Source organism: Paenibacillus sp. BSR1-1 (assembly GCF_030403775.1).
Lineage (GTDB): Bacteria > Bacillota > Bacilli > Bacillales > Cytobacillaceae > Neobacillus.
In genome coordinates, this window is record NZ_JAQMWQ010000016.1 from 45,470 (window position 1) to 67,381 (window position 21,912).

General features: G+C 37.4%; 14 protein-coding genes and 1 riboswitch. All 14 genes read left to right on the forward strand.

Annotation, left to right across the window (positions count from 1 at the left end; translation table 11 throughout):
• Positions 1-54: 54 nt before the first annotated feature.
• The 14 genes from PH210_RS19925 to uvrC all read left to right on the forward strand — a co-directional run bounded on the left by PH210_RS19925 (position 55) and on the right by uvrC (position 21,620).
• Complete coding sequence (locus tag PH210_RS19925; protein WP_289988001.1) at positions 55-843, forward strand: carbohydrate ABC transporter permease; 789 nt, start codon at positions 55-57, stop codon at positions 841-843.
• A 124-nt stretch (positions 844-967) separates the two neighbouring features.
• Complete coding sequence (locus PH210_RS19930; RefSeq protein ID WP_289987930.1) at positions 968-2,311, forward strand: ABC transporter substrate-binding protein; 1,344 nt, start codon at positions 968-970, stop codon at positions 2,309-2,311.
• A gap of 163 nt (positions 2,312-2,474) precedes the next feature.
• Positions 2,475-4,196, forward strand: a complete 1,722-nt coding sequence (locus tag PH210_RS19935) for a sensor histidine kinase (protein ID WP_289987931.1) — start codon at positions 2,475-2,477, stop codon at positions 4,194-4,196.
• Positions 4,197-5,783, forward strand: a complete 1,587-nt coding sequence (locus PH210_RS19940; protein WP_289987932.1) for a response regulator transcription factor — start codon at positions 4,197-4,199, stop codon at positions 5,781-5,783.
• A gap of 207 nt (positions 5,784-5,990) precedes the next feature.
• On the forward strand, positions 5,991-9,638 hold the full coding sequence (locus tag PH210_RS19945; RefSeq protein WP_289987933.1) for a polysaccharide lyase family 8 super-sandwich domain-containing protein: 3,648 nt from the start codon (positions 5,991-5,993) through the stop codon (positions 9,636-9,638).
• Between the two features lie 255 nt (positions 9,639-9,893).
• Positions 9,894-11,015: a glycoside hydrolase family 88 protein gene (locus PH210_RS19950; protein WP_289987934.1), complete on the forward strand. Its 1,122-nt coding sequence runs from the start codon at positions 9,894-9,896 to the stop codon at positions 11,013-11,015.
• Complete coding sequence (locus PH210_RS19955) at positions 11,008-13,029, forward strand: alginate lyase family protein (protein WP_289987935.1); 2,022 nt, start codon at positions 11,008-11,010, stop codon at positions 13,027-13,029. Before PH210_RS19950 ends, PH210_RS19955 begins: the two co-directional genes overlap by 8 nt.
• A 45-nt stretch (positions 13,030-13,074) precedes the next feature.
• Positions 13,075-13,737: a YesL family protein gene (locus PH210_RS19960; protein ID WP_289987936.1), complete on the forward strand. Its 663-nt coding sequence runs from the start codon at positions 13,075-13,077 to the stop codon at positions 13,735-13,737.
• A complete protein-coding gene (locus tag PH210_RS19965) occupies positions 13,718-16,300 on the forward strand; it encodes a beta-galactosidase (RefSeq protein ID WP_289987937.1) in 2,583 nt (860 codons plus the stop codon). Before PH210_RS19960 ends, PH210_RS19965 begins: the two co-directional genes overlap by 20 nt.
• Before the next feature lie 82 nt (positions 16,301-16,382).
• On the forward strand, positions 16,383-17,036 hold the full coding sequence (locus PH210_RS19970; protein WP_289987938.1) for a bifunctional 4-hydroxy-2-oxoglutarate aldolase/2-dehydro-3-deoxy-phosphogluconate aldolase: 654 nt from the start codon (positions 16,383-16,385) through the stop codon (positions 17,034-17,036).
• Positions 17,033-18,046 (forward strand): sugar kinase, encoded by a 1,014-nt coding sequence (locus PH210_RS19975; protein WP_289987939.1) that lies wholly within the window; start codon positions 17,033-17,035, stop codon positions 18,044-18,046. Before PH210_RS19970 ends, PH210_RS19975 begins: the two co-directional genes overlap by 4 nt.
• 41 nt (positions 18,047-18,087) lie before the next feature.
• The gene (kduI, locus tag PH210_RS19980; protein WP_289987940.1) at positions 18,088-18,918 is read left to right on the forward strand and encodes a 5-dehydro-4-deoxy-D-glucuronate isomerase; all 831 of its coding nucleotides are present in this window, start codon (positions 18,088-18,090) and stop codon (positions 18,916-18,918) included.
• A gap of 12 nt (positions 18,919-18,930) precedes the next feature.
• On the forward strand, positions 18,931-19,713 hold the full coding sequence (kduD, locus tag PH210_RS19985; protein WP_289987941.1) for a 2-dehydro-3-deoxy-D-gluconate 5-dehydrogenase KduD: 783 nt from the start codon (positions 18,931-18,933) through the stop codon (positions 19,711-19,713).
• A gap of 134 nt (positions 19,714-19,847) precedes the next feature.
• A complete protein-coding gene (uvrC, locus tag PH210_RS19990; protein WP_289987942.1) occupies positions 19,848-21,620 on the forward strand; it encodes an excinuclease ABC subunit UvrC in 1,773 nt (590 codons plus the stop codon).
• Positions 21,621-21,690: 70 nt separating this feature from the next.
• Positions 21,691-21,868: riboswitch (Lysine riboswitch) on the forward strand.
• The last annotated feature ends 44 nt before the right edge of the window (positions 21,869-21,912 follow it).

Here is a 21,912-nt window from a genome sequence, read left to right on the forward strand (position 1 = left end):
GGAATTGAATTGAAAAAAAAGCTTGATATTAGTAAGATCTTATTCACAATTGGTATGTTAGGAATATCAATCTTTTTCCTTGTTCCATTAATATGGATGATGTCGGCAGCATTTAAATTTGAAAAAGATGTAATGGTATTTCCTATTCAGTGGATTCCGAAAGATTGGAATCTTGTTGAAAACTTTAAAGCAGTTTGGATGGCAGATATTCCTTTTTATAAGTTTTATTTTAACTCTATAAAACTAGCTACCATCCAAACTTTATCGACCCTTATTTTTTCTTCAATGGCGGCTTTCTCCTTTAGTAAGCTTCAGTTTAAAGGTAGAGACTTCGTCTTTGCACTTGTTCTTAGTTTCATGATTATACCTGAACAAGCTACATTAGTACCTAGGTTTATTTTAATTAAATGGCTTGGTTTATATAATACGCATGAAGGACTAATCTTGATGGGGTTATTCTCCATTTACTTTACTTTTTTAATGAGGCAATACATGGTCGGGATATCCAATGAATATATTGAGGCAGCAAAATTAGATGGAGCAGGCTACTTTAAAATTTATTGGAGTATTATTTTACCATTATGTAAACCTATTTTGGCAACTGCAGGGATTATCAAGTTTATTTGGATTTGGAATGATTATCAGGGGCCGCTCATTTTTTTACTGAACAAAGATCTTTATCCAATAACACTTGGTCTGCAATTATTTAAAGACGACTACGCTGATAACTTTGCGGTCTTAATGATGGCTTCAATGTCAGCCGTTATTCCACTTGTCATTGTCTTTATTATTTTGCAAAAGCAAGTAATAAAAGGGATTGCACTGGGCGGTGTAAAAGGCTGATTTTACAGACTTGTTAAACTAGTAAAAAATGTGCACAAATAGTATCAAATTGTGCACAACTAGTAAAATGAGTAAGAAGTATAATTTGAAATGTAAGCGGTTAATAAAAAAGAGGGGGATCCATATGAGTTTAAAGAAAAAAGCAGCTTTAGCAGTTAGTACAGTTTTTCTCGCTACGTCAATATTGTCTGCATGTTCGAGCAGCACTGAATCTAAAGTTGATTCGAAGTCTAAGGGCCAAGAGGAAAAGGTAACAATTAAGTATTATAACTGGGACAACGAGGTGATGCAGGCTTCTACTGACAAATATATTGCGCAGTTTGAAAAGGAAAATCCGAATATAAAAGTTGAACATGTATCACTTGTTCCAGGAAACTCTCTTGAAACATTAAAGAAGCTTGACGTATTAATGGCTTCCGGTGAACCAATTGATTTATTTATGACCCCGCACATTGATGCAATTTATCAGCGGGCTGCACAAGGTGTAGTTGAGCCTCTTGATGACTTATATAAAGAAAATAAATTAAATCCTGAGGAAGAGTATTTTGTTAATCCTAAGTACAAAGGTAAATATTATGGGATTTTAACAAATGTCTCAACAAATTTTGTTGTGCTTAACAAAGATGCATTAGATAAGGCAGGTCTTGAAGTCCCAAAGGCTGGCTGGACATGGGATGAATTTGCTGAGTACGCTAAAAAATTAACCAAGGGTGAAGGTACTGATAAACAATATGGTGCATACTTCCATAACTGGGGATTATATGCGAATCCAATTGCCCAAGTACAATTTATGCATCCATTTATGACTGAGAATGGGAAAACGAATTTTACTGATCCTTCCTATGAGTATTTCTTTAACCTCAGACGTCAAATGGAGAAAAAAGATAAATCGATTAAGCCATATGCTGATGTTATTGGAGCAAAACTCAATTACCGGACAGAGTTCTTTAATGGCGACGCTGCCATGTTATTAACAGGCTCTTGGATGATTCCTGATACAGGTAACATCCAACAGTTCCCACACGAGTTTAAAACGGCTTTTGCACCAGTACCAGTATACAAAAAAGGGGACAAGCAAGATGTTTATATGGGTGGTAACTATCTAGCTGTCGGTAAAAATTCTAAACATAAAGAAGCAGCCTTTAAATTTGCTCGTTTTATTTCAACAAACTTAACTGATGCAAGAACTGAGTTGCCTGGTTGGAAAAAGGGAGACGCAAAGCCGCTTGTTGAAAAGTGGATATCTGGTAAAGAAAAATATTATGATGTAGACTCTCTAATGTACACATTATATGGCAGTGGTACTAAGGCATTGCCTGCTTCAAAAGTATCAATCACATATGCTGCACAATTGGATAAAATTTTAGGTGATGGATTTAGTCAGTTCATTCTTGAAGGCAAATCGGCTAAAGATGTTCAAAAATGGATGGCTGAGGAAGCAAATAAAGTAATGGATGAAAATAAATAATAAGAATTTTACCAAAAGGCACGCCAATGGGAGTGCCTTTTGTTTTCAATTTACGAATAAATAATAGGCTAATAGCCGATCCTGCCAATTCGAAAATTAATTTTGTAGTATTATAGAAAATGAAAGCTATTAAATCATAGTTTATAAAAAGGCGGCAAGATATATGAGAAAATTAAGTTATTATCAAAAAGTACAGGCCTCATTTATTATATTAATCTTGCTCCCACTAATGGTAATTTCTATGTTGTCATACAAAAGCACGAAAGATATGGTTAAAGAAAAAATCTCACTCTCAAATCGTTCCGTATTAAATTTGCTTTCGAAAGACATTTCAAAAACAGTAGATGATTTAAATTATGTTACTCATTTTTACGTAGAAAACGATGATACAATTCAGACTCTTAACGATGTTAAAGATACCGCTCAAATAAAAAGTTATCGAGATTATGAAGATTATCAAAGAGTTATTGCATCATTTGATTTTATTTCAATTAAAATGTTAAGCACCGAGATTCATATGTTTTTAGTAAATAACAAAGGTTTTATCATCCCTTACTCAGATAGTATGTCAGGTAAAACAACTTCTATTAATGTTTTAAATCGTCATTGGAAATTGTTGCAGCCTCAAATTGATCGTAATCAAACGACTCATTTACAATCGTTGGGAATAGTTAGTGATCCGAAAGATGGAAACTCCTATTACTATTTTAGTCGTGTTATTAAGCACCCTAAAACGGGAGAACCTTTGGCTGTATTAAATATTGGTATCTCCAAAAAATACTTTGAAACATTATTTGAATCTGCCAGGACTGGCAAACTTGCACTATATGATGAGAATGGAAAGATTATAGCCGGGGATTCTAAAGTTGCATTTGAGGGTGAAAACAAGGTAAACGGAGAAATACGAGATGAAGTTATCATCCCCATTTCAAAATGGAAACTTATTCATAAAACTACGAAAGAGGAAATCACTGGACAAATTTCTAAAACCTTTTTCGTCAGTGCCATTATCGTTATCGTTTTCTTTTTCATCTTTTTGTTTATTTCTTTTTTAATAGCTAAAAGACTACATCGTCCAATACAAAGGCTTTCCTTTGTTGCAACCAAGTTTGGAAAAGGAGAGCGCGACGTACGCTTCTTACCAGCAGGACGAGATGAGATAAATGAATTGGGTAGAACCATTAATAACATGTTAGATGAAATTAATAATTTAATTGAAAAAATTGAAAGGGAACAAGAGGAAAAACGAGAAATTGAACTGCGTGCATTATTTGCACAAATTAGACCTCATTTTTTGCTCAACACCTTAAATTCGATCAAATGCAGTTTATTTATCAATAATGATTATGAACATGCTGATAAAATTAGCGCCTTAATGAGTTTGCTAAGAGCTTATATGAAAATTGATGAATCCTCCACGATTGAAAGTGAATGTAAACTGTTGACTTATTATATAGAAATTATGAGGATGAGGACAGAAGTTAATGTAGATTTGATAGTTGAAATGGAAGATCAAGTTAAAAATATAAAATTACCGAAATTATTATTACAACCATTTATAGAAAATGCCATTGTTCATGGTTTTTCCGAAAGATCGGCTGGGGAAATAGTCATCCGCGTCAATAAGATTGATCAATGGGGCTTTATTACAATAAGTGATAACGGAAAAGGGATGAGTGAGAATCAAATTTTGGAGATAAACCGAATGTTAAAGTGTGACTCAGAAGCAGCCTCTTATAATCGGGTTGGTTTAAAGAATATTGCAAAGAGATTAAAGCTTTACTATGGTTCAAATGGGGATATTAATTTTCAACGAAATGATAATGGCGGCATAAAGATTGTTATTCAAATTCCGTTTGATACAGATAAGGAGGGTGAAAAATAGATGATTAACATTATGCTGGTTGATGATGATGTGCCAATGATTAAATATCTGCGCCAACTAATCAATTGGGGAGAGCATGGCTTAAATGTGGTAGGTACCTCCTATTCAAGCATGAAAGCCTTAGAGATGTTTAAACAGTATAAACCTGATTTGGTTATTTCAGATATTGGATTACCACAAATGAACGGTCTTGAACTAGCTTCCGAACTTAAACAAATCAAGCCGGATGTGAGAATGATTTTTTTAACCTGTCATGAGGATTTTCATTATGCAAAAAAAGCCATTGAGCTAAATGCCGATAGTTATTTGATTAAGGATGAATTAACGAAAGAGCAGCTCGAAGAAAGTTTGAAAAATTCGATAAAAAAAATTATAGAAACCTCTGTTAGCTTGGAAGGTTTATCTTATAAGGAAATACTCAACCGGAATATTGAAATACTGAAACATTCGTTATTTGACCGTCTTATTAAAAGAGATGAGCCAGAAATGCTAATCCAGTTTGCAAAAAAACTTGATATTAGTTGGCAGTATCCTTCGTTTATTTTAGGAACGAGTCAGGTATCCTTATCAACATTTATGGAGAAGTATTCCTATCAAGATTTGTCCATCATTAAATACGGAATTTATAATGTTGCTTGTGATATCGCTAAAAAATATCACGGAATTACAATTTTTAATGAGGAAAAATCCATTGTGTTTGTTTACAACTATCGTCAAAATATAAAATTTGATCATCATCAGTACCTTCAATCTTTCTTAAAGGAGGTACAAGTGAGAATTTTTGAATTTTTAGGACTTGATATTTCTTTTATCTTTGGCCGTCAATCTTATGATATAAAGAATGTTGGCGTTGTTTTCCAAAAAATGATGTGCAATAGTTATCGCTTTTTTTATAATAAGGTTTCTATTTTGAATTGGGATATGCAAACAAATCAAAGCGCTTTTTGTCCAATCAGTAGACTTCTCGACAAAGAGATGAGTGAACTAGTTTTCGCTGTAAAAGAAAAAGACAGTAATAGAGTAAAAGAGATTCTAACATTTATCACTCAAAGCGCAACAGAAAAGAATCTTGACCCTGAAGAATTGAAAAAGGTCATTGCACGGAGAATCCGTTTAATTGAGTTACAGTATATTGAAACGGGAAATGAAGAGTTTTATTCGTTACTTGAAGAATGCTCTAGACTATGTGATGCAGTAAAACTTGTAGAAAACAAGCTTGCTCAGCTTATTCAATGGAATGGAAAACCTAACAGTGCCAGCAGTAGAGAGCCGAAGTTACAGGAGATTGATCAATACATTATTGAGAATCTATCAGAAAATGTTACATCTACAGACGTAGCCACTCATTTATATATGAATCCAAGTTACTTCTCTCGTTATTTTAAACGATTGACGGGTGAAAATTTTACTGATTATGTTCATCGTTTTAAAATTGGTGTTGCTGCAAAAATCCTAGAACAAACGGGAGAATCAGTAGAGGAGGTTGCAATAAAATTCGGCTATTCAGATCGAACCTATTTTTCGAAAGTATTTAAAAAATATACGAAAATGACACCGAGAGAGTACCGATCCAAGGTAGGTTATTAGTTGCGACTTTTTATATTTCGATAGGAAAAGAAAATACAGAAAAGAGTAAAAATTTTCCCTGATAATGAAAAAATTTTACACCTTCCCCTTTGTTGTTCAATAGTAAACTTTATAGAAAAAGGTGAAAGGAGAGTTTTAATTGTAAGCGGTACCAAAAAAATGGAGAATTAGCAATTTACTTAAATTTAGAACTGAGGGGGAAAAAAGGTGCAAAAAGCAATGAGTATTTGTTTTACAATTTTCTTTATTATAAGTTCAATTCTACCTGTAAATAAAGTTGCAGCTGAAGAAACACAAATAATGAATTTAATAAAAAATGGCGGGTTTGAAACAACAACTAATAGCAGTAACTGGACAAATAATGTAGGCCCTGAAAATTGGAGTGTTTGGATTCCGAGTGGCAATCCAGTGTTAACGATTGATTCTGATGTATATCATGAGAGGGGAAAGTCCATCTCGATTAATGCTTCTGAGACAAGTAGAGCAGATGTTCTACAAGATGTTGCCGTCAAACCTGACCAAAACTATCAATTATCATTGTGGACGAAAACAGAAAATATTGAAGCATCTAGTGGAGGAGTTTTTGTCCGAACACAGTATTTGGATAGTAATAATAAAAAAGTTAGTGATGGACCATCAACGGAAAAAATAAAAGGCTCAAATGACTGGAGCTTAAAGAAATTAAATTTAGTTATCCCAAAAAGTGCAAGTAAAGTAAGAATCGAGCTATTCTTTGAAACGGCAAAAGGTAAAGCCTGGTTTGATGATGTAACATTAAGAGAATCTGTGAAAATGGTGACTGATTTTAAATTACAGGAAAATGCTGTTACGTTAGGAATAGGGGAAACAATGACCTTGACTCCTATATTTACACCTGCCGATGTGACGGACAAAACCGTTTTTTGGACATCTTCCAACCCTGATATTGCGGTGATTAATGATACTGGCCATATTACAGGAGCAGCCCCGGGGGTTACAATTATTAAGGCAACATCAAAAGATGGTGGATTTACGGCAGAGTGTCTAGTAAGCGTAGATTCGGCTGAGGCTATTGAATCCTATGAAGAGCTCCGAGTCAATTGGTTCAATAAACTAACAGGCAACGAACAATATAATCCTAACAATCAGGATGCGGCCGCCTATATTGGTAGTTTAGGAGAAAAAGTTACAAACGATGATGGAACAGGTTTATGGGATTCGATGAATAAGTCAGAGAATAGCACGTCCTTGTGGAATGATACCGCAAGTACAACTGATTCAGCTAAAATTACTACTTCCTACCAACGATTAAAGGATATGGCTCTTGCGTATTCTATCGGAGGTTCAAAATTGTATGGTAATCAAACTCTAAAGGCAGACATTGTTCGCGGATTAGATTGGTTGTATACCTATCGTTATAATGAAAGTAAAAATGAGTATGGCAATTGGTGGGATTGGGAAATAGGAACTCCTCAAGTGTTGAACGATATAGTTGTGTTATTGTATAACGAGTTATCATCCACTCAAATTAATAAGTATATAAGAGCAATTGATAGGTTTGTTCCGGATCCTGCTAAACGAGTATCTCTTAGTGATCCAAACTTTCGTGAAACAGGTGCGAACCTTTTGGATAAGGCTCTTGTTGTATCACTTCGCGGCGTAATTGAAAAAAATAGTGCGAAAGTATTTCAGGGCCGTGATTCGATTAGTAAAGAATATCTTTACGTTAATAGTGGGGATGGTGTCTTCAGGGACGGATCTCTTATTCAACACTTTAATATTGCCTATACGGGGGGATATGGAGCAACATGGCTGGGCCGTACAGCTGATATGTTGTATTTGTTAAAAGATTCTCCATGGGAGGTCAAAGACCCGACCGTTAATAATGTGTTTAACTGGGTAACCGATTCATTTGAACCACTTATTTATAAAGGTGCGATGATGGACATGGTGTCGGGAAGAGGTATTTCTCGGCAGAGCACGAATGAGCATGTAACTGGCAGGGCAACCATATTAAGCTTACTTCGTTTGGCTGACGCAGCTCCTCCAGAAAAGGCAATAGCAATAAAGCGAATGATCAAAGAATGGATTCAAACAGATACCACATTTACAAATTATGCAAATGGTTTATCAATTTATCAAATCCATCTTGTGAATTCTTTAATGAGTGATCCTACGATTGAGCCTAGGGGAGAGTTAGTAAAGAATCAAGTCTTTGCAGGCATGGATCGGGTTGTTCATCTTCGTCCTGGATTTGGTTTTGGGATTGGCATGTTTTCTGATAGAATTTCAGGTTTTGAGTATGGTAATGGAGAAAATAAAAAAGGATGGTACACAGGAGCTGGTGCTACTTATTTATATAATAATGACCTAAAGCAATTCAGCAATGATTTTTGGCCAACCGTAGACAGCTATCGATTACCGGGTACAACAACTGATCAATCAAAAGGAACATTGAAGGATTGGGCAGGTTACTACAACCCAAGAACATGGGTTGGGGGTTCTAATCTGAATGGAAAATATGGTACTGCTGGAATGGATTTTTCCCTCGAAAAACTGACTGGCAGTTCACTACAAGGCAAAAAATCCTGGTTTATGTTCGATGATGAGATTGTTGCCTTAGGTGCAGATATTTCGAGCACAAATGAGTCTAAAGTAGAAACCATTATTGAAAATCGACAATTAAATGATCATGGTGACAATAAGCTGATTGTGAATGGGAAAGAAAAGCTAAATCAACTCGGCGATTCTGAGACCTTAAACAATGTTAAATGGGCTCATTTAGAGGGAAATGTTCAAAGCTCAAATATAGGCTATTATTTCCCTGAATCAACTAGTCTATATGGATTACGTGAATCGAGAACAGGCTCTTGGAACGAGATTAATAATGGCGGATCCTCTGAGTCTATCACAAGAAACTATTTAAGTTTAGCGTTTGATCATGGGAGTAAGCCAACAAATGCATCCTATTCGTATGTTCTTCTCCCGAATAAAGATGTCACCCAGACAGAAAGATACAGTAGTAATCCCAATATAAGTGTCCTTGCAAATACATCAGCTGTTCAGGCAGTAAGAGAAAAGACACTTGGGATCACAGCGGCAAACTTTTTTAAAGCAGAAACCGTAGACTTTATTACCGTGCAAAGCCCTGCTTCTGTTATGGTTCAAGAGGATAGTAAAGGATTGACTCTATCAGTATCTGATCCAACACAAAAACAGGATAAAGTGATCCTTGAATTAAACAAAACAGGCCTAGATATTGATAAAAAGGATGAAACCATTACAGTTCTACAAACATCTCCAACACTAAAGGTTGAAGTTAATGTTGCTGGTTCAACTGGGACAACGCATTCCATCAAATTCAAGGATAAGACAGCACCTATCGTTAAAGATCCGGAAATTCTAGAATTCTATCGTACAGATTCAGTCAATGTAGAGTTTGAGATTTCTGATTCCTTTAGCGGTGTATCAAGCGTAGAAGTCAAGTTAGATGGAGTTGAGGTAAGTAATCCGATCGTAATGGAGCCGTATTCATTATCCGAAGGAGATCATACTATTGAGATTACCGCAACCGATCGGGCCGGAAACGTTACAAACAAAACCTATAAGCTAAACATAAAAATGGACATTGCTCATTTAGATGAGGCTATTAACTTTGGAAGAGAGAAGGAATGGATTAGGGATGATGAAATAGCTTCTAGTCTTTTATCAAAGGTTAACAACATTCAAAATGGAAAGATTGAGAGCAAACAAAGTTTGAATAGTTTAAATTCATTAGAAAATCAAATTCGAGCACAATCCGGTAAAAAGATTGATACAACCTTTGCAAAATGGTTACTTGGGGATATATCCAATTTACTTAACTTTTCTAGATGAACTTTGCTTTTATGAATACTTTGCTAACACAATTTGAATATCGCATTTGGCAGTAACTGAAGAGGGAGACAAGAAATGTTTATTTCGGTCTCCCTCTTTTTTTTGCCAAAATACATAAATCGTTTCATAGGTAAAAATAGTGCACGTTTTTCTGTAAATCTCACATATTACATAAACTCGTTTAGCATTACACTTTGTATAAAAGGTAAGTTGAAAAAGTTTTGAACTAAGTTGAAATGTTAGGAGAATGAATTCATGTGGAAATTAGCGATTGAAGATGCAGTCGAAAAAACGAGGAATAATATTGACCGTTTTGGTGAGTTATTCCCGCATATCAGCATGAATGGAAGATATCAGTTGAACGAAAATAACGACTGGACGGATGGTTTTTGGTCCGGCTTGTTATGGCTGTGTTATGAATATTCGAATGAACCTATTTTCAAAGGAAAGGCCCTAAAAACGGTTAAAAGCTTTGAAAATCGCTTAAAAAAACATATCGTCCTTGACCATCATGATATTGGTTTTTTGTATTCGCTTTCTACTAAAGCCCAATGGATGATTGAAAAAAACGAGTCCGCAAGAGCATTAACATTGCGAGCTGCTGATAAATTGCTTCTCCGCTGGCATGAAAAAGGTCAGTATCTGCAAGCGTGGGGAGCAAAAAACGATGAAAAAGAAAGCGGAAGAATTATTATAGATTGTCTGCTGAATCTTCCGCTGCTCTATTGGGCGAGTAAACAGACCGGTGATCCCAAATATCGGGATGTCGCTTTAGCTCAAGCAGAAAAAAGCAGGCGTTATCTTGTTCGCGGAGATGACAGTTCATATCATACGTTTTTCTTTAACCAAGAAACAGGTGAGCCAATTGGAGGAGCAACCCATCAAGGATATACAAATGGGTCGACATGGACACGAGGCCAGGCATGGGGAATCTATGGATTTGCCCTTTCTTATCACTATACAAAAAATTCTGCTTATTTAGAAACAGCAAAAAGAATGGCTAAATATTTCATTGAACATTTACCTGAGGACTATGTCTCCTATTGGGATTTTAATGCACCAGTGGATGAAACTACACCTCGTGACAGTTCAGCGACCGCAATTGCAGCATGTGGATTACTTGAAATAAACAAACATTTAAATGAAGATGACTCGGATCGAAGTTATTTTGAAGATACTGTTATTAAAATGATGAAATCACTGGTAGTAAACTATTCAACGATTAAAGAAAAAGATGCAGAAGGGCTTCTAAATCATGGTTCTTATCATGTTCTTGGTAATCTAGCAATCGATGATTATATGGTCTGGGGAGACTACTATTATCTGGAGGCTTTAATGCGGTTAGAAAAAAATCACGAAGGTTTCTGGTATGAATAATCATAGAGTCAATACTACTTTATATTTTCCAGATCATGAAAAGGAGCTTATTGTAAAGTTGGCAAAAAGGCATTATCGCGAAGACGTCGAACGGGTGCGGGTTGTAGCTGAACAAGTAGTCAATCAAGTATTTGTATTCCAAGAAGCATGGGATATGGAACGGACAAATATACCTGTTTCATTCCAAGGGAAAATCGATTGGTCATATATTCCATTAGAAGACCCAGAGTGGACGTATATGCTAAACAGACATCGTTTTTTTATCCCACTTGGCCAGGCATACATGTTAACAGGGGATGAACGGTATGCTGAAAGCTTTTGTGAACAGCTTTCGGACTGGATTGATTCCAATCCTAAACAATCAAATACGGCATTGCTGACATGGCGAACAATAGATGCAGGTATACGAAGCAGCAACTGGATCAAAGCCTATGATTATTTTAAAAATAGTCCCCATTTTACAACGGAGATTTTTGAAAAAATGCTGTGTTCTTTATATGAACATGCCCAATTATTAGCCAGTGATTTTTCGAATTGGAAAGCGATTAGTAACTGGGGGGTTATTGAGAACAAAGCTTTATTTGAATTATCCATTTTTTTACAAAGCTTTAATCAGGCGGGCATTTGGCAAACTATAAGTTTAGAGCGATTGAAGAAAACCGTGCGTCTTCAAATCATGAAAGATGGTGTGCATTGGGAGCAGTCACCAATGTACCATAACGAAGTTCTATTATGTTATCTAAGAATTGTTCACCTTTGTCAAAACAATGGATTGGATATAGACCCGTCCATAATAGAAGCAGCAAGAAGAATGGCTTATGCAGATGTATTCATGGCTAAACCTAATCATCATCAGCCGATGAAGGGGGACAGTGACAGCTTCGACCTTAGGGATATCATTACGCGGGCTGCTATCCTTTTAAGGGATCCCTATTTAAAGTTCAGAGGTTTTCCAAGAATCGATTTTGAGAACCTATGGGAGTTTGGATTAGAGGGAATTGAAAATTACTCTGCGCTACCTGCTGAGAAACCAAAATATCTGTCACTTGGGTTTGAGGATTCTGGAAACTTCTTCATGCGCTCAGGATGGGGCGAAGATGCCCTATATCTATATTTTCATTGTGGACAGTTAGGTGGCGGTCATGGTCACGCAGATCTTTTTCACATCGATGTCCATGCCTACGGCAAAGAGTTTTTAACTGACCTAGGAAGATATAATTATAGCGATAGCTATACTTTAAGACGAGAATTAAAAAGCGCAAAGGCTCATAATACCTCCCTCGTGGATGGTGTAGAATTTACGGAATGTATAGATACATGGGGCTTTGGCAGGATTGCATCCCCGCTAATGACGAAGTGGACCAGCCATGAACAGTTTGATTATGTTGAAGGCAGTCATGACGGTTACATGCATTTAGATGACCCGGTTTATACCCGCAGAAGAATTGTCTTTGTAAAGCCGTATTACTGGCTGCTAGTGGATGAGTTTGACTGTAAAGGTGAACATATCTTTTCGCAAAGCTTTCATTTTTCACCTGGTGAAATTGAGTTAAATGAATCCACTAAAAACTGCTTTACAAAAAATGAGAATGAAGCAAATCTCTATCTCATTCCTATTAACTTAACTCTTTTTACTGCTGTCATCAAGGAGGGGAATATCTCGTATGAGTACAATCGGTTTGAAAAAAACATAAGTGTTCACTATAAAGCCAAATCAACTGGCCCAACAGCTTTGATGCAGGTAATATATCCACAGAAACCAGCCGAAAAAGATATCCCAACTGTGGAAACAGTTGCAGTTTATGATTTATTCGGAGAGATAGTTGATCAAAAAGATGCACAAGCAATTAAAATTTATATGCCTCTTCTGAAAGAGGAACATATAATCATTGTTTGTCATAAAAAGCCTTCGCTGCACCGAATGTCTTATTTTATTGACGGGACTCAGATTTTTGGAGAGATTGTTATCATCAAAAGAAAAGGTACAGAAGAAGAAGTGATTGTTATTAAATAGTACTAGCATGAGAGACTAATTTAACGGAAAAGGATAGGAATGGTGATGATGGAAACAAAGGGAATGCTTTCGGGGATTTATCGAATTTCAGAGAAAGTCATGCTGATTGCTTATACAAACATTTTATGGATCATGTTTTCATTTCTCGGCCTAGTTTTAGTGGGTCTCATGCCGGCAACGGTGGCCATGTTTGCGGTCATGCGTAAACTTGTAATCGAGGAGGAACAGGTACCAATCTTTCGTTTGTTTTGGACTAAGTACAAGGAAGAATTTGGTAAAGCTAATCTATACGGTTACTTATTATTATTTGTTGGTGCAGTTTTTGGACTGGATGTCATGTTATTTCAATCTTTAGATGGTTTGCCATATATGCTTTTGTCAATCCTATCTGCCGGACTAATGCTTGTTTTTTTGGTCGTTGTCCTTTATTTCCTTCCCTTGTATGTCCATTATGAATTAACATTTTTTAAATATATTAAAACAGCATTCTTATTGGCCGTTACACATCCCATTCAAACGGTCATAATGATCGTTTCCGGTATCGGAATACTTTTCATCTTATTGCTGCTTCCTGGCTCTTTATTTTTCTTTAGTGGAAGCATGTATTGTTTTATTGTAATGAAAACAGTTTTCAAAGTATTTGGTCATGTGGAGGGACAAAAAGAACTATTAGAAGGGGAGAGCCGGTATGGCGAGTATTCAATTTGATAAAAATAGCTGGATTATTGATGGAAATCGAGTATTCATCAAGTCAGCAGCCGTTCATTATTTCCGCTTGCCACGTGCTGAGTGGGATGAACTGCTAGATAAAGTAGAAAAAGCAGGCTGTAATTGTATTGAAACCTATATCCCTTGGAATTGGCATGAAGAGGCTGAAGGAGTATGGGACTTTGCAAACGATAAAGATTTAGAAGCTTTCTTAAAGAATTGTGCAGAAAGAAACTTATATGTAATTCTCCGGCCAGGACCATATATTTGTGCGGAATGGGATTTCGGTGGTCTGCCTTGGTGGCTGAGTATCAAGGAAAACATGAAATACCGCTGTTATAATGAACCATTTTTACACTATGTGGATCGGTATTTTGACGAATTAGTGCCTCGGGTTCTACCTTATTTAATTACGAATTCGGGTACAGTCATCATGGTGCAGGTTGAAAATGAATTTCAAGCACTTGGAAAACCGGATAAAAAGTATATGGAATATTTACGAGGCGGACTCATCACAAGAGGAATTAATGTTCCATTAGTAACCTGTTATGGCGGTGTTGAAGGAGCCGTTGAGTTCCGGAACTTTTGGTCTCATGCAGAGGAACATGCAAAAATACTAGATGAAAGGTTCGAAGGCCAGCCAAAAGGAGTTCTTGAATTTTGGGTTGGATGGTTTGAACAATGGGGAGGACCAAAAGCTAATCAAAAAACAGCCGGGATGTTAGAAAAAGCGTTATATGAATTGTTGCGTGAAGGTTTCACAGCCATTAATTATTATATGTTTTTTGGCGGAACGAATTTTGACCATTGGGGCGGACGTACGATTGGGGAACATACATTTATGATTACCTCGTATGATTATGATGCACCTCTAACGGAGTACTTGCAAGAGACGCCAAAGTATCATGCAATAAAACGAGTTCACAGCTTTATTGATTGGGTTGAACCGATATTAACTAATTCAGTGGCAATCGAAAAGTGTTACGGACTGCCTGAAGGCTTGCAAGGCAAAACATTGCAGAGTAAAGCTGGAAGTATTACGTTTCTTACCAATTCGAAATCGGAGCGTGTTATTCACAAACTTTATAACCCAGAGGGCCAATATCAACTCATTATTACAATTGAGGCAGATGGAATTTTACCTGTCGTAAAGAATATGAAAGCAGGAAAATTAGCGGGTAAAACAGTGAAGATTTTAGCACTAACTGCGTATTCCACTGGTTTTTCAAAGAATATCGGTACTGTCTACCATGAAACGGGGCAGCAATCCTCACTAGTTTTACAAGTAAAAGATGTTGATGAACTAACCATTTCATGCCCATTCCCGCAGCGTTATAAAAAACTTGCCAATGGAGAATTGCAATTTACTCTCTTCCACGGATCAAAGCCTCAGGTTATTTCAATTAAAGATCGTAAAGGTGAGTGTTTTGAAATTATCGTGAATGATCGAATGACGGTGGAGAAAATTAGCGAAATAATTGAGGCTAAATCACAGGTTACATTTTCATTAGCTGATTGGTATCGAGCACCCGAAAAAATGGATGATTCAATCGGCAGGGAATCGGTTAAACCGCAGGATTTTAGTTCATTTGGACAATGGAGCGGATATTTATCGTATACAGCACAATTTGAATCGAAGGAAACCTGCCATAAAACATTAATCCTACCGAGAATTGAAGATCCGGCACGAGTGTTCCTTAATAATCAATACATCGGCCTTGTGAATGATTTAGGGGCAGCTTCTATCGAGCTTCCTGTTGAAAAAGGCAATAATAGCATCCGCTTCTTGGTTCAAAATATGGGCCGCTACAATTTCACACAAGCTTTAGGGGAACCGAAGGGAATAAGTGAGTCTCCTAGTCTTGATGGACTTGTTGTTGACTTATTAGATGGCTGGAAAGTGGAAGGTATCGGTAAAACACATTCCTTAAGAAAGATTCCGGAAATTGAGGGAAGAATTTCGTTTTTGAAAGAATTTGTCAATGATCAAGGCTTCGATAAAGCCATCCTTATTGGAGAAGGACTTCAAAGATTGCGCTTGAATGAAGGGGTGCCGGTCATGCTCATGACGAACGAAACTGCTTGGAATCGTTTTGATGCACCATATGGAGTGGCAGATGTAAGTCATCTCTTAAATGATGGCTTTAATGAATTTGATTTTGATGGACAGGGGCTCAAAGGAATTTCGAAAATTAAGCTTTATTTATATAAGGAAGCAAATCAGATAAATCATTGGAGAATGCATAGTGCTGCACTTTTAACCGAACCGAACGAATGGCAACGGATTGATCATCTATTAAGTAAGGATAAATTCGAACCATGTTGGTATAAAACCACCTTTACAACATCATTACAATTTACTGATGATGTAAAAGTGAAGATACGTTTAGATGGGTTATCGAAAGGGACTTTCTGGGTGAATGGTTTTTGTTTAGGACGATACTGGCAAATCGGACCTCAAGAAGAATATAAAATCCCTGCAAGTATTTTAAAGCAGGAAAACGAACTAATTATTTTTGATGAGGAAGGCTGTTTACCGCAAGTAAAAATAGAAACTCTTTAATTGATTTTTTTCCTTTATTTAAATAAAGGATTATAGATTTTAAGAATGATGTTGAAGTATCTAAAAGTAAGGGGGGGTTTTTATGAAAAAACTAGAAGTGTTAAATAGGATTATTGGGTGTGGAGTGGTAGCCGTTGTCAGGGCAGATTCCACTGATGAGGCCTTACAAATTTCTGAAGCATGTGTAAAGGGTGGAGTTACTGGGATTGAGATCACCTTTACCATCCAAAATGCAGAAGAGGTTATCAAGGCATTGGCTTTAATCTATGCTGACCACCAAGAGGCAGTCATTGGAGCAGGGACGGTTCTAGATGCAGCTACTGCAAGGATTGCCATTTTATCTGGTGCGCAATTTATCGTAAGTCCATGCTTTGATGAAGATACAGCGAGACTTTGCAATTTGTATCAGGTTCCATATATTCCTGGTTGTATGACCATAACTGAAATGAAAAATGCGTTACAACTTGGGGTCGATATTATTAAATTATTTCCTGGTAATGCCTTTGGACCTGAGTTTATCAAAGCGGTAAAAGCTCCGCTCCCACAGGTAAATATTATTCCGACCGGTGGTGTCAGTCTTGATACGGTTGATCAATGGATCAAGAATGGCTGCATCGCTGTTGGAGTAGGAGGAAACCTTGTTGCACCTGCAAAAACAGGGGATTATGGGAAAATTACCAATTATGCCAGCGAATATGTTAAAAAAGTCCAGGAAGCAAGAGAGGCTTTAAAATGAAAAAGGTAGTTACACTGGGAGAAATCATGCTGCGCTTATCTACACAAACTGGAACACGGTTAAACCAAGCCGACCTTTTTACCGTTCATTACGGCGGTGCAGAGGCCAATGTTGCTGTTTCTCTAGCGCATTTTGGCTATGAGACTTATTTTATTAGCAAAGTTCCGAATAATCCATTGGGAGAGGCTGTGAAGAAGCATTTACGATCCCATGGCGTTCATACTGATTTTTTACAAAAAGGTGGAGAGCGTTTAGGAACGTATTATTTGGAGACAGGTGTTGGTGAAAGAGGTCCGCAGGTAATTTACGACCGTAAATACTCCAGTTTTTCACAGTTAACAAAGGAAGATATTCAAATAGAAGAAATGTTTAAAGGGGCGGCACTGTTTCATGTGTCTGGAATAACCCTTGCACTATCACATAATTTAAGAGAACTCACTTATTTTGCGATAAAAAAGGCTAAGGAAATGGGTGTGAAAATCAGCTTTGATTTTAATTATCGTGCCAAACTCTGGGGTCAACAAGAGGCTTCGGAGGCAATCAAACCATTGCTGCCGTATGCCGATTTTTGTTTCTGCGGGGAATTGGACGCGATTCACATCCTTGGGTTTGATAAGGTTAACGATTCCATTCCAGCGGATGAAAGATTGAAATACTATTATCAAAGAATACGAGAAAAATACCCGAATATCGAATATTTTTGTTCAACATTCCGGACATCCATATCGGCTTCAAGCAATAACCTGCAAGGGAATTTGTTTGCAGCCGGTGAGCTTTACCAATCCAAAATTCACCATATTGAGCCAATTGTTGATCGCGTCGGAGGTGGTGATGCATTTGCTGCTGGAGTTTTGTATTGCTTCTTCGAAGGCCTCACGCCACAGGAAATTATTTCTTTTGCAACAGCAGCATCAGCCTTAAAACACACTGTTCATGGAGATTGCAATTGCTTTACGAAAGAAGAAGTATACCAGTTTTTTGGAAGTGAACAAGGTAAAATCGCTAGATAATCATTTTATTTTTATATTTCAACAAAAAGGAGATAAGAATTATGGAAACTCGCTATGCTATTCACCCCGAAGATATGAAGAAATATACAACGGATGATCTGAGAAGGGAATTTCTAGTTGAAACACTTTTTGAAGTAGGCCAAGTACACTTGACCTATACCCATAATGATCGAATGATTTTTGGCGGTGTCACCCCTGCTGATAAAGAATTAACAATAAAGTTAGATAAAGAATTAGGGGTTGAATATTTCCTAGAACGCCGTGAATTAGGCATCATTAACATTGGTGGAGAAGGTTCTGTAATTCTTGATGGGACCAAATTTGATATGCAGATGCGTGACGGTTTATATGTAGGAAAAGGAACAAAGGAAGTGCTTTTTCGTTCCAAGGATGCTAGTAATCCAGCAAAATATTATATTAATTCAACACCGGCACACCACACCTTTCCAACGGTAAAAATTGATATTAACAAAATTGATCCGTTACAAATGGGTGATCCTTCTACATTAAATGAGCGGAAAATCTATCAATATGTTCACCCGAACGTTTGTCAGAGCTGTCAACTGCAAATGGGGTTAACAATGCTTGCAGCGGGGAGTGTCTGGAACACAATGCCTTGTCATACCCACGAACGCCGGATGGAAGTGTATTTGTACTTTGATATGGAGCCAGAAACACGTGTATTCCATTTTATGGGGAGACCAGAGGAAACAAGACATTTAGTGATGAAAAATGAACAAGCAGCCATTTCACCAAGCTGGTCAATCCACACAGGAACAGCCACAAGCAATTATACTTTCATTTGGGGGATGTGTGGTGAAAACATCACCTATTCAGACATGGATCACATCAAAATGGATGATTTAAGGTAGGGGGCTAATAGGATGACAACAGATATCAGTTCTTTTTCACTTGATTTTTTTAGCTTGGCTGGAAAAGTGGCTATTGTTACAGGTGGCAATAAAGGTTTGGGACAAGGGTATGCAGTGGCCCTTGCCAAAGCAGGTGCAGATATATTTGTTGTATCTCGCAGTGATGATTGGGAACAAACCAGGGAATTAATTGAAGAAACAGGCCAGAGAGCAGAGTTTTTCATGGCTGATTTAAGTAACAGAGATGCTGTTAAACAAGTCACAAATCGATGTTTAGAAATGTTTGGCAAGATTGATATTTTAGTAAACAATGCTGGTACAATTCGGCGTGCCCCATTACTGGAGTATAAGGAAGAAGACTGGGATGATGTAATGGAAATCAATTTAAATTCCCTTTACTTTTTGAGCCAGGAAGTAGCAAAGCTGATGATCGAACAAAAAAGCGGAAAAATCATTAATATCGCTTCAATGCTATCTTTTCAAGGTGGAAAATTTGTGCCTCCCTATACTGCCAGTAAACATGCTGTTGCTGGTCTTACCAAAGCGTTTGCGAACGAATTGGCAGAATACAATATTCAAATCAACGCTATTGCACCTGGATATGTTAAAACTGCAAATACAGAACCTATTCGTGCAGATAAAGAACGGAATATGGAAATTTTATCACGGATTCCAGCGGGCCGCTGGGCGAATCCTACAGACCTAATGGGGGTTGTTGTGTTCCTGGCAAGTAAAGCCTCCGATTATATGAATGGGCATATTTTAGCGGTTGACGGCGGTTGGCTGGCAAGATAATCTTATGAATTTCATTATTAAAAAACCGGGCTTTCTCCGGTTTTTCTTTTTTTCCAGATACATATGCTTTTCATTATGGATTGTTTGTTTTAAAATTTTATAGATAGACAAAAAAGACGGATGGAGTGGCCGGAATGAATGAAACTATTAAGCAAAAACTGACACTGCTGCCGGATCAGCCTGGCTGCTACTTAATGAAAGACCGTCAAGGAACAATCATTTATGTGGGGAAAGCTAAAATATTAAAGAACCGGGTCCGGTCATATTTTACCGGATCACATGACGGAAAAACGCTCAGGCTTGTTCAGGAAATCGAAGACTTCGAATACATTGTCACCTCCTCTAATATAGAAGCACTTATTTTGGAATTAAACCTAATTAAGAAATACGACCCAAAATATAATGTCATGCTTAAGGATGACAAAACGTATCCATTTATCAAGCTGACAGCCGAAAGGCATCCGAAACTGATTATCACCAGGAAAGTAAAAAAGGATAAAGGCAAATATTTCGGTCCTTATCCGAATGTTATGGCGGCTAATGAAACGAAGAAGCTGCTTGACCGGATTTATCCTCTCCGTAAATGTGCGACACTTCCCGACCGGGTCTGCTTGTATTATCATCTAGGACAATGCCTGGCACCATGTGTCAATGAGGTAACGGAACAACAGTATAAAGAAATGACTGATGAAATTACCCGCTTTTTAAATGGCGGTTATAAGGAGATTAAAAAAGAATTAACCGAAAAAATGACCTCAGCAGCAGAAGAACTGGATTTTGAAAGAGCGAAGGATTTCCGTGATAAAATTATCCATATTGAAACGATCATGGAAAAGCAAAAAATCACGATGACTGACTTTACCGACCGCGATGTATTCGGCTATGCAGTTGATAAAGGGTGGATGTGCGTTCAGGTCTTTTTTGTGCGACAAGGGAAGCTAATCGAACGCGACGTATCGATGTTTCCAATCTACAATGAACCAGAGGAAGAAATTCTCACGTTTTTAGGACAATTTTACCAGAAGACAAACCATTTCAAACCGAAGGAAATTCTCATTCAGGATGAGGTCGACCTAAATATGGCAGAACAGCTTCTTGAGGTAAAAGTGATGCAGCCGCAGCGGGGACAAAAAAAGGATCTCGTCAAAATGGCGATTAAAAATGCGAAAATTGCCTTAAATGAAAAGTTTTCGCTGATTGAAAAGGATGAGGAACGGACTATAAAGGCAGTGGAAAACCTGGGGGAACTCCTCGGAATTTATACTCCGCACCGCATCGAGGCATTTGATAACTCTAATATCCAAGGAACCGATCCTGTTTCGGCAATGGTTGTGTTTACGGATGGTAAAGCAAACAAACGAGAATATCGCAAATATAAGATTAAGTCAGTAAAAGGTCCCGATGATTATGAATCTATGCGGGAAGTCACTCGAAGAAGGTATTCAAGGGCGTTAAAGGAAGAGCTGCCGCTTCCTGATTTAATTATTATTGACGGCGGCAAGGGGCATGTAGAGGCTGTCAGGGATGTTTTGGAGAACGAGTTAGGGTTAGATATCCCCCTTTCGGGTCTGGTGAAGGATGAAAAGCACCGCACCTCCCAGCTTTTATATGGCAATCCATTAGAAATTGTCCCATTGCAACGGAATAGCCAGGAGTTTTATCTGCTTCAAAGAATCCAAGACGAGGTTCACCGCTTTGCGATTACCTTCCATCGACAAATTCGCGGCAAAAGTGCCTTCCAATCTTTGCTCGATGATATTCCCGGAATTGGCGAGAAGCGAAAGAAATTATTGCTTAAGCATTTTGGATCTGTGAAAAAAATGAAGGAAGCTGGACTCGATGAGTTTCGGGCGATTGGAATCCCTAAAGATGTGGCGGAAGAATTAATGAAAAAACTTCAGTCATAAGGATTGTCAGAGTAATATTATCATGCTATAATAAGTGAAAATTTAATTTACTGTCACTTTTACGTACTAAAGTGAAGGTAGAGGTGCGAGCTTCAAAAGTAAGGGTTCTGAGAAGGATGAGCTTCCATGACGAGCCTTGAAAGGGGATGTTCGCCGAAGTGAAGAAAGTCTCATTTCTTTCTTTGCTGGTCCTGTATTGAATAAATGCTGGATTGTCAAGGCTATTGTCTTGGAGAGCTATCTTACATTGTAGGCGCAAGATTTTTTTGTGTTTATTAAGCAATGAGATATT